Source organism: Bacillus sp. B2-WWTP-C-10-Post-4 (assembly GCF_009183805.1).
GTDB lineage: Bacteria > Bacillota > Bacilli > Bacillales > Bacillaceae_G > Bacillus_A > Bacillus_A cereus.
This window is the reverse complement of the sequence record NZ_WEII01000145.1, coordinates 1-8,517: the sequence shown is the minus strand read 5'-3', so window position 1 is coordinate 8,517 and position 8,517 is coordinate 1. Positions and strand designations below refer to the sequence as shown.

The window sequence follows — 8,517 nt, the reverse complement described above, 5'->3', positions numbered from 1 at the left end:
CTTTACTACAGTACAAGCGATGATAGTAAATTTTCTCTCATTACATATGTCTTGTAATGTTCTTAATACCATTTGTCCATTATGCATAAATTTAATTTGTTCGGATATATTTAACTTTTGAATGTTTAGATATTCCATACAATTGCAATCATAGATCGTTTCCTTTAAATAAACCCCTATTGTTTCATGAGAAAAACGAGCACAAATTATGTGCTTTTTCATTTAGTGTACTATTAGCCTCCGATGTTCTATATACAAGTGATTCCTAACTTGAATGCAACACAAAAAGAACTTCTTCAAGTCGATTAAATATGTGCATAGCAAAATAAGCTATATATACACTAATCGGCTCAAAGAAGTCCTTTCACAATTGAAACAAGATGAAACTTGCTTATACAACTCAACTACAATAAAAAAAGGTGAAGCTTTTGATACAACTCTACCTTTTTAGTATACTTCCCTATTTTTTCGAAGAAACAGGATCCATTTTTAATGTTTTTATTCCTTCTTTTAATGTAAATGCATCTGCTCTTAATGTTTTCCAACTATCTTTTGCTGCATTCAGGTTAGGTTTTAAAAATTTAAATTTATTTTGATCTGCCTTTTGGGATGCTTTATCAATATGATTAAGTACTCCTGAATATTGAGAATCTAAATCATGCCATTGTGCTGACATATAGGTAAGAGCATTAATAGCTGATCCAATTGCATTTTGCATTTCAGCAATATTATTATACGCAACCCCAACTACACGATTTAATGTTATTTTATAGTCTACCGTTTGCCGTAATTGCGCTAATAACGGCTCTAACGTACCTAAATTATTTCTTGCTACCCCTATCATTACACCTCCAGCAATCCATGTAGGGATTGAGGGATATGATACAGTTATTATTCCATCCGATTCTACTTGTTTAAAATGTCTTATTTGCTCTAAAACATCATTTAGGCGTTTTTCATCTTCATCTATTCCAGATGCTTGATTTTTTAAAATCGATTGCAAGATATCTTTATGACCTCCAAATGCTCGGACATCTTCTCCAATACTATCTCTTAACTTAGCTAGTTCTTGTATTAAATTCTGTGTATATGCTTGGTTTTGTTTAATCTCACCTTGTAAATCTGTAATGCCTTCTTTTAATGTATCTGCATCTCCTTCATTAATTGCTTCTACTAATGTATCGTAATAATTGTCAAATGTGGTATCATACTCTACAATTCCTGTAAGGGTATCTAAAAGTTGTTTTTTTATGTGCGCATCCCATTTTGTAGCATGCTCTCTTGCATTCTTTTGATCTTGTGCAATTTGACTAGGTAGATTTGTATATCCTTTAATATCAATTCCTTCAAAGTTAACATCTGGATTATTAATTAACAAATAAGAGTAATCATTCATGGATTTTGCAAATACCCCAGCATCTTGCAAAGCTTTTTTCATCTTTTCGCTGTTTACAGAAAGAGATATATCTTCCGTACTCGTTTGTTCTATTTTACTTTCACTTGCAAAAGCAGCTACTGGTGAAACTACAGTAGTTGTTGTCAGGGTTAAAAACGTCGATACAGCAAGTAGTTTATAAGGAAAATTATTATTCACTTTAATTCCTCCTATGAATATATATTGATTTTTAGTTTGTTTTTTCTTGTTTAAAAGCAATGTCTTTGGAAATGAATTCTGCGTCCTTATGAATATCATTCCAACTTTGTTTAGCAGCTTTTAAATCGTCAGGTATTAACGAAAGTTTATGTTCTTGCATTTGATCGATATTATCATATAAATCTTTATAATTAGCCCCCATTTTATTCCATTGTTGCTGAATACTTGTTAGAGACATGATTGCTTGGTCCACTGTCTGATACAAATATGTTAGAGTGTCCTTGGTATTAGTAAGTGAAATAACCGCTTGATTAGCCAGATCAGCTTTCATACTTAATTCTCCGATTTTATTCGAAATTTCATTATAAGAATTCATATGATTAGATGCCTCGACACCAGCAGCTGTTCCTAAACCGATACCAGCGGCTCCTAGAGCTGTAAGACCACCCACAACAGCTGGTGTAGCTGTACCACCCGTCACAACAATTACTACCGCTCCTGCAATCGTTCCAATAACTAAAATAGCAGCTCCTAATCCACCACCAATTGACCAGGCTAATATATTATCAAAATGTGATTTCTGTGTAGAACGTAAATTCTCAATTTCGGCCTGAAGTTGTGGGACTAGTGCTTGTTTTCCCGCTAATATAGCCGTCAATCCGCCCTGTCCATCTGGACCACCAACATTATTTTTAAAATCTACAGTATTTGTATACAACTTTGTTTTAAAAGCCTCTAACATCTTAATGACTTCCGTAACATCATTTGAATTTGTATGAATTGTATCGATTAAATCCCCTATTCCTTCTTTGAGGCTCACCTTATCTTTCTTTTTTACAGTGTCTACTAATGTGTCGTAATAGTTTTGAAATTGCTCATCATAATTTACAATATTACGTGCTGTTTTTTGAATGTTTGGCTTCGCTGTATCTAACCAGTAATTTGCATTGATTCGTGACAGTTCCTGATTTAGGTGAATATTTTTGATTAATTCTCCTCCTCCGGAACCTAAATCAATATTGGATAAATTTACATTCGGTTGCTTAATCATAGTTTTTGCGTACAAATCCATTACAAGAATATGAGAGCCTGTTTCAGCCAACGCTTTCTTTAATCCATCAGGTCCTAACGCATAATTTTCTATTTTCTGTTCCTGAGCTGTCTGTTCTTGTGCAAGTGCATGAATAGTACTACCATTCGTAGCAGTTATAACCGTTGCTAAAGTGGCTAAAGTTATAACCTTAAATGGAAATTTCATCATTTGATCTCCTCCTTATTTTCAGTTGCAATATAATCCTTTTGATAAACTTATGTTCTTAATATTAGAATTTATAAACTTGTTCTTCGAGTTGAGTTGTTACACTTTTTAATCGTCTTAATGTATCTTTTTGAGACTGAGTGTTATTGGCATCAACTTCAGTCGATAATTTTGTAATACTATTATTTATTAGATCCAAATCCTCTTTGTAACGTTTCATTAGCTCAATTTCTCCATCTACTTGGTTAGCAAATGTATGCAAATCATTTTGCATGAAAAGAATCATTGATTTTTGTAAATCCGCTACAGTTAATTTAGTTGTTAAGTCATATAATTTCTGATTTTGTTTCTCTAAATCATTTAAATATGCACGTTGCTCTGCTGTTAGTTTATTAATTTCAGCAAAAGTATTATATGTTTTTTTTATTTTTTCAGGATCAATCACTTTCATAAGATCATACTCTTTCGTTTTTGTAACTGCAGCTGCAGCGATTTCACCTTTTTTACTTTTCTCTATTGCTTCACGTGCTTCTTTTTTGGCAGCCTCAATTTCTATAGCTGATTTTCCCTTTTCTTTTGCTTCTTGCTCTGCTTTCTTCTCTGCGTCTACAATAGCATTGTTTATTTCTTTTCCTTTGTTATACGCTACTACTGCTGTTTGAGCAGCCGGTTCAATGATATCTTTCGATAGACTATAAATTTCTTGGAATACCTTTAGCCCTTGTTCATTTAAGGCTCCTGGTAATAATGCTATTTGCTGTAAATCATTTTGAATTGATTTTTTTGTATCTAGCATTTCATTTTTTAACTTATCTATTTTTCCTGTTCCCTCTGAATTAAGGACACTCTGTGCTTTTGCCACATCAGTATCAAGATTTTTCACCTTTTTATCTAACTGTAGTTTTAGATCTGTTAACTCATTAATTTGACGTTGCACACTTTCTTGGTTTGTTATGGTCATGTCTTGAAGGACTTCCAGTCTATCTGTAAACCCTTCTTTATCTTCCTTATTATCTACAAATCCTTTTAATGTTGGATAATAACTATTAAATTTAGTTACAAATCCTTTACTTTTTGAATTTAATAGAATTAATTTGGGATAAAGTTCGGATGACCACTCTTTCATATCTTGTTTAATTAGAAATTGAGTTGTATTTAAAGATGGAACTTCTACAAGTTGTACATTCGGACTTGCTAAGGCTCCATCGATAAAGGTTTGTGTTAATTTGGAGTGTGCACCTATTTTTCGTAACGCTGAGGAAATATCTATATTATCTTGTTTTGTTTCTGCTTGAACGATTGGCGTTGCGAGAGTATTGATAGGAATAGTCGCCCCGGTAGCAATTGATGTTATTAAAAATCCTGTCATAATTTTATTCTTCATTCCTTACACCTCTTCACTATTGTTTTTTACAAGTTTTGATCGTAAATGTTGTACAACCTAACGTTAGGGTTTCTTCACACACACTTGAGGATAAAAAATTTTTCAAAAGAGTAAGTGCATCTCGTTTTTTTCTTTATTTTTAATAGAATATAAGATCCTTACTTCCCCCCCATTTTAATCACTATATTTTTCATAAGTAAACTAGAAAATCGAATATATTATGTTTGATTATTCTGACATTAAATCTTTTGTGTTTTCTTAATTATATTCAAAAAGTTTTCGTAGTAGTATCACTTCAGAAATTGATACCATTTCACTGCTATAATCAAAGATAAATTTTATTGGTATTACTGAATCTTAATAAAGCCCATGCGAAAAAATGTTTTTGATATAACTTTATGGGATTTTATGTATTATGTACTTTATATGAATATGTACAATTGCATACTTATATAAAGTACTATCCTTGAATAACATACAAGGCAGTCACCATACATTCCTATCAACTTAAGAGTTTTTACTTCCCCAATTGTAAAAAAGTTGTTATTTCTAAAATTTAACTAAAAAAGATGATGTTTTTTATCCATCTTTCAATTCAAAATGAATTACAACTATTTTTTAAAGTTTGTTCGAACTGGAGAATACAACCAAATTAATCTAGATAATATAGTGACGAAGTTTTTTCTCAGAAAGCAGGAACTGATTCTAAAAATGCAATAACTTTATTGCTACTCAACAATTCCTTAATCGGTCTTTCCGTTCAGATTTTTTGGGAACTATAAGTATATCCCTTAAGATAAACAGATCCCAAGGGACAAAACATCGCAATTTTTTTAAAACGTCGAGACTTTATTTAAAAAACGACATTAAGAATTTTCTTCAAATCCAGGGGCATAACTTTGCAGCAAACAAAAGAACCATAAGTTTGCTGTTCCAGAAAACTTATGGTTCATATTACACTTATTTTGAAAGTTATTCATGCGAATCTTATGTTTATTTTTCTTCAGCCTATATTACCTTTAATTAAATTGGAATAGTTGATAAAATCAATCATTCCAAATGTTCATTTAATGTTGAACCTTTTTTAGTCATGTTAAAAAATCCTCTCCAAGTAATGGTGTAACATCAAAGTGTGTACATGGTCTTTTTTACATTGTCTACCTAAAGAGGATAATATCGATCATTACTTTGATTAAGTCCTTTTGTTTATATATATTTATTTTTAAACCGTCGTTTACAGCAGATTAACTACTACCTGTCTTTCTATCCACTTATCTAGCTTATTTTTCGTATCATCATTTAATCGTTTTCTTTTACCGGATAACATCCTTGAAAGTGTTGAATACGAAATATCTATTTCTTTCGCTAACTCACGAATACTTTTATTATTCTTCTCTTTATACGTGTTCATCTTTTCAATATAAAACTCAATACTATTAGGGGGTTCTTGATTTACTATACTTATTGGCTTCTCTTCAATTACCGGTGGCTTTTCTTCCATCTCAATGACCAAGGGTACTTGCTGCTTACTTTTCTTAGTAATCAACTCTTGTTGTAATTTAACAAGTTCATTTGTAGGAGAAATGCTTACTTTTAATTTTAACCAGTAGTTTTCAAACCAGTTTTTTCCCTTACATTTTTCTTCATCAATTTCGGGAGAGTATTTCCACTCTTGAATTACTTGGTCGCTCATAAGGTCATCTAAAGTCTTTTCAAAAACTTGTCTTATTAGACTTGGTTTTCTATTCATGCTTATCTCCATTACTTGTAATAACCCTTTAGGACCACCAATACTATAAGAATGTGTTAAATGTTGATAGGATTGTTGAATGCGCCAACGCCAACTTAGATATCTGGTTAATCTTTTGTGATATCTCTGTTGCTTGCTGTTATACTCTAGGGCTTTTTTTGATAATAAACCTGTTAGCTTTTCAGATCCATAGAGATATTTTGATAAAAAGCTTCCTGGTGTAACGTTCATACTCTCTATTCCTAATGTTTTATCCGTATCAATATCTTTTGCAATGATAATTTCATCCATTACAAATAACCTTCGAATTCTTTGCTTTTTATAAGTTAGGCTTTCATTTGGATCTTTTTCATTTAATATCACGATCTCATTATCTTCATTGACATAAATAAAAATACTAGCAAGAGCAGCTAATCGCTCCATAATTTTTAATCTGTCTTCTTTTCGATAATAAGACTTACCATTTTTGATTTGTTTCATATTACACATATCTAATATTTGTTCGTAATGTACAGGCACAATAGTCTTATCATTTTCCGCACTCTTTACCCAAAGTTCAGTTACAATATCGAGGCAGTCCGCCGTCAAATCGTCCATTACTCTTGTTAAAAAAGTAGAATCAATCAGTGTATTCCATCTTTTTAATTCTTTTCTTTGTAATTTCATATCACCATCATCGTGTGACGATACTACCACTAGACTATTTTGTTTATCCTGTAATTGAGCAATCCGTACATTCTTATCTTGGTCATCTGTAAACTTATTCTTAGCAATAGTGTCTGATAAATGGTACATAAACCCTGCATTACTTCGTTCTATATAATCACTCTTAGCCTCTGAATGTAAAGGTAATTCTTTTGCGATAATAGGCAGTTTAATTCCAAACTCCATATATAAGTCATCTCTTAAACATTCAAAAATTTCTTCCCTATGATTTTCTAGTTTTGGAAGAATGTCTATCCCTGATAATCCTAAAGCTTCCTTTTTAGAAACCCATTTTACTAGCCTTTCGAAAGTCTGTGATGAATAAGATGAGTTGTAAATTTCCTGTAGATCTCTTTCTACATCTTGATAGAATTGTTGCCATTTATTTAAAACCTTTTCACTTCCCTCAACTCCAGTTAAAAGAGGGTAAGCTATATATAAGGTGTTTTGAAATAGTACTTTTAACTTCTCCACTAATAATCCTCCTAATTGCTTCTAATACAATTATATCAATTGCTACTAATCATTCATACCATGTTAATTCTAATATATTTTAATGTCGTAAAAAGATAGCATACATAGAATACAGCCATTAATTATTATGTATGTGACGGTTTTATTTAGTGCTTTTATAGACTCAGCTTCTCTTTCAAAAGAAATGTGGGGATTTGTACTATTAATAATTTTAATTTCAACTTCAATTTTGTTTCCATATATTTTTAACATTTTAACTTTTGCTAGAAATAGATGGACTAAAATAGTTTATTTTAAATTTCGTTTTGAGCAGATTTTAGATGAAAGAGAGAGTGAATGATTAAACATATAAGGGATTGTGAACTCTTTATTTACAGTGTTTTCAATGTATACTTTTTTTTTATAAATTGAGGATATCAGGGGGTTCGGAGAGAAGTTAATATTTAAGGGGATTTGAAAGTAAACTAATAATAAAAAGTGTACATTGGAAAATAAGAAAAAGAAACTGGTTTTTAAGGTTCTTTTTCTTATTTTGATAATATTTGTATCTTATTGTAGTTGATATATTTTATAATTAGTTTATTGGAATTTATAGTTAAAGAGGGTGATTGAACATGACAGTGCAAAAAGAAAAAGTAACTAGGCGGGTTGTTTGTAGGAAATGTAAATCTGATCAAATAGTTGGTAATAAACGTGGTTATAATTTTAAAAGGATGTTTTTAATTCTGTTTCTTATGTTAGCTACACTTATAGCTATTGGAATAGTTCCTCGACATTCTCCACTTCAGGATATGGCTGCATTTGTTGTTTTTTTAATGATACTCCTAGGGGCATCGATAACTTTATTCAGTGGATTTATTGGTAGAAAAAATATTGTCAATGGTTGTATGAATTGCGGACATACATGGATGCCTAAAAAATAGAATGTCTATAGATCAAAAAAGAAAAGACAGCTGATTGATTGCTGTCTTTTTGCCTATTTTTGAGTAATAAATTAAAGTTTCTTAATTATTACTTGTTCGCCATCCTTCATAATGTCCTGTCCATGAATTTTTACTTACTTCAGTTACTCCTTTTAAATACCAAGTTACTCCATTCCACTCTTTTACAGTGGGTATTTCCCCTTTTGATTTGTAACCAGGAAAGTCTTGTTTTTCTTTTTTCTTAACAAAACTTTTTTTATTATCAATTGTTTTTAATTTTACACTTGTATCAGTAGGTGTTTCCGCAAATACTCCTCCAGCACCAGATAACATAATTCCAGTTGCTAATGTTCCAATTATTACTTTCTTAAACATGAAAAATCCCCCTTTTTTGGAATGAATATTACATAAATAAGAATACCATATTAT

General features: G+C 31.1%; 6 protein-coding genes. 1 reads left to right on the top strand and 5 read right to left on the bottom strand.

Annotated features, from left to right (window positions below; genetic code table 11):
* Positions 1-460: 460 nt before the first annotated feature.
* From hblA to GBN78_RS27100, 4 genes are all read right to left on the bottom strand, one after another.
* Complete coding sequence (gene hblA, locus GBN78_RS27115) at positions 461-1,594, bottom strand: hemolysin BL binding component B (protein ID WP_001063467.1); 1,134 nt, start codon at positions 1,592-1,594, stop codon at positions 461-463.
* Between the two features lie 31 nt (positions 1,595-1,625).
* Positions 1,626-2,855 carry a hemolysin BL lytic component L1 gene (hblD, locus tag GBN78_RS27110; RefSeq protein WP_152127905.1) on the bottom strand — a complete coding sequence of 410 codons (1,230 nt, stop codon included), beginning with the start codon at positions 2,853-2,855 and terminating at the stop codon, positions 1,626-1,628.
* A gap of 61 nt (positions 2,856-2,916) precedes the next feature.
* On the bottom strand, positions 2,917-4,236 hold the full coding sequence (gene hblC / locus GBN78_RS27105) for a hemolysin BL lytic component L2 (protein WP_000790992.1): 1,320 nt from the start codon (positions 4,234-4,236) through the stop codon (positions 2,917-2,919).
* 1,234 nt (positions 4,237-5,470) lie between these two features.
* Complete coding sequence (locus GBN78_RS27100; protein WP_065845682.1) at positions 5,471-7,165, bottom strand: helix-turn-helix domain-containing protein; 1,695 nt, start codon at positions 7,163-7,165, stop codon at positions 5,471-5,473.
* Positions 7,166-7,779: 614 nt separating this feature from the next.
* Between GBN78_RS27100 and GBN78_RS27090 the strand changes: the two genes are divergently transcribed.
* Complete coding sequence (locus GBN78_RS27090) at positions 7,780-8,088, top strand: hypothetical protein (RefSeq protein WP_152127904.1); 309 nt, start codon at positions 7,780-7,782, stop codon at positions 8,086-8,088.
* An 81-nt stretch (positions 8,089-8,169) separates the two neighbouring features.
* On the opposite strand, the gene GBN78_RS27085 is transcribed toward GBN78_RS27090, so the two are convergent.
* The gene (locus GBN78_RS27085; RefSeq protein ID WP_000475236.1) at positions 8,170-8,463 is read right to left on the bottom strand and encodes an LCI fold-containing protein; all 294 of its coding nucleotides are present in this window, start codon (positions 8,461-8,463) and stop codon (positions 8,170-8,172) included.
* Positions 8,464-8,517 lie beyond the last annotated feature (54 nt).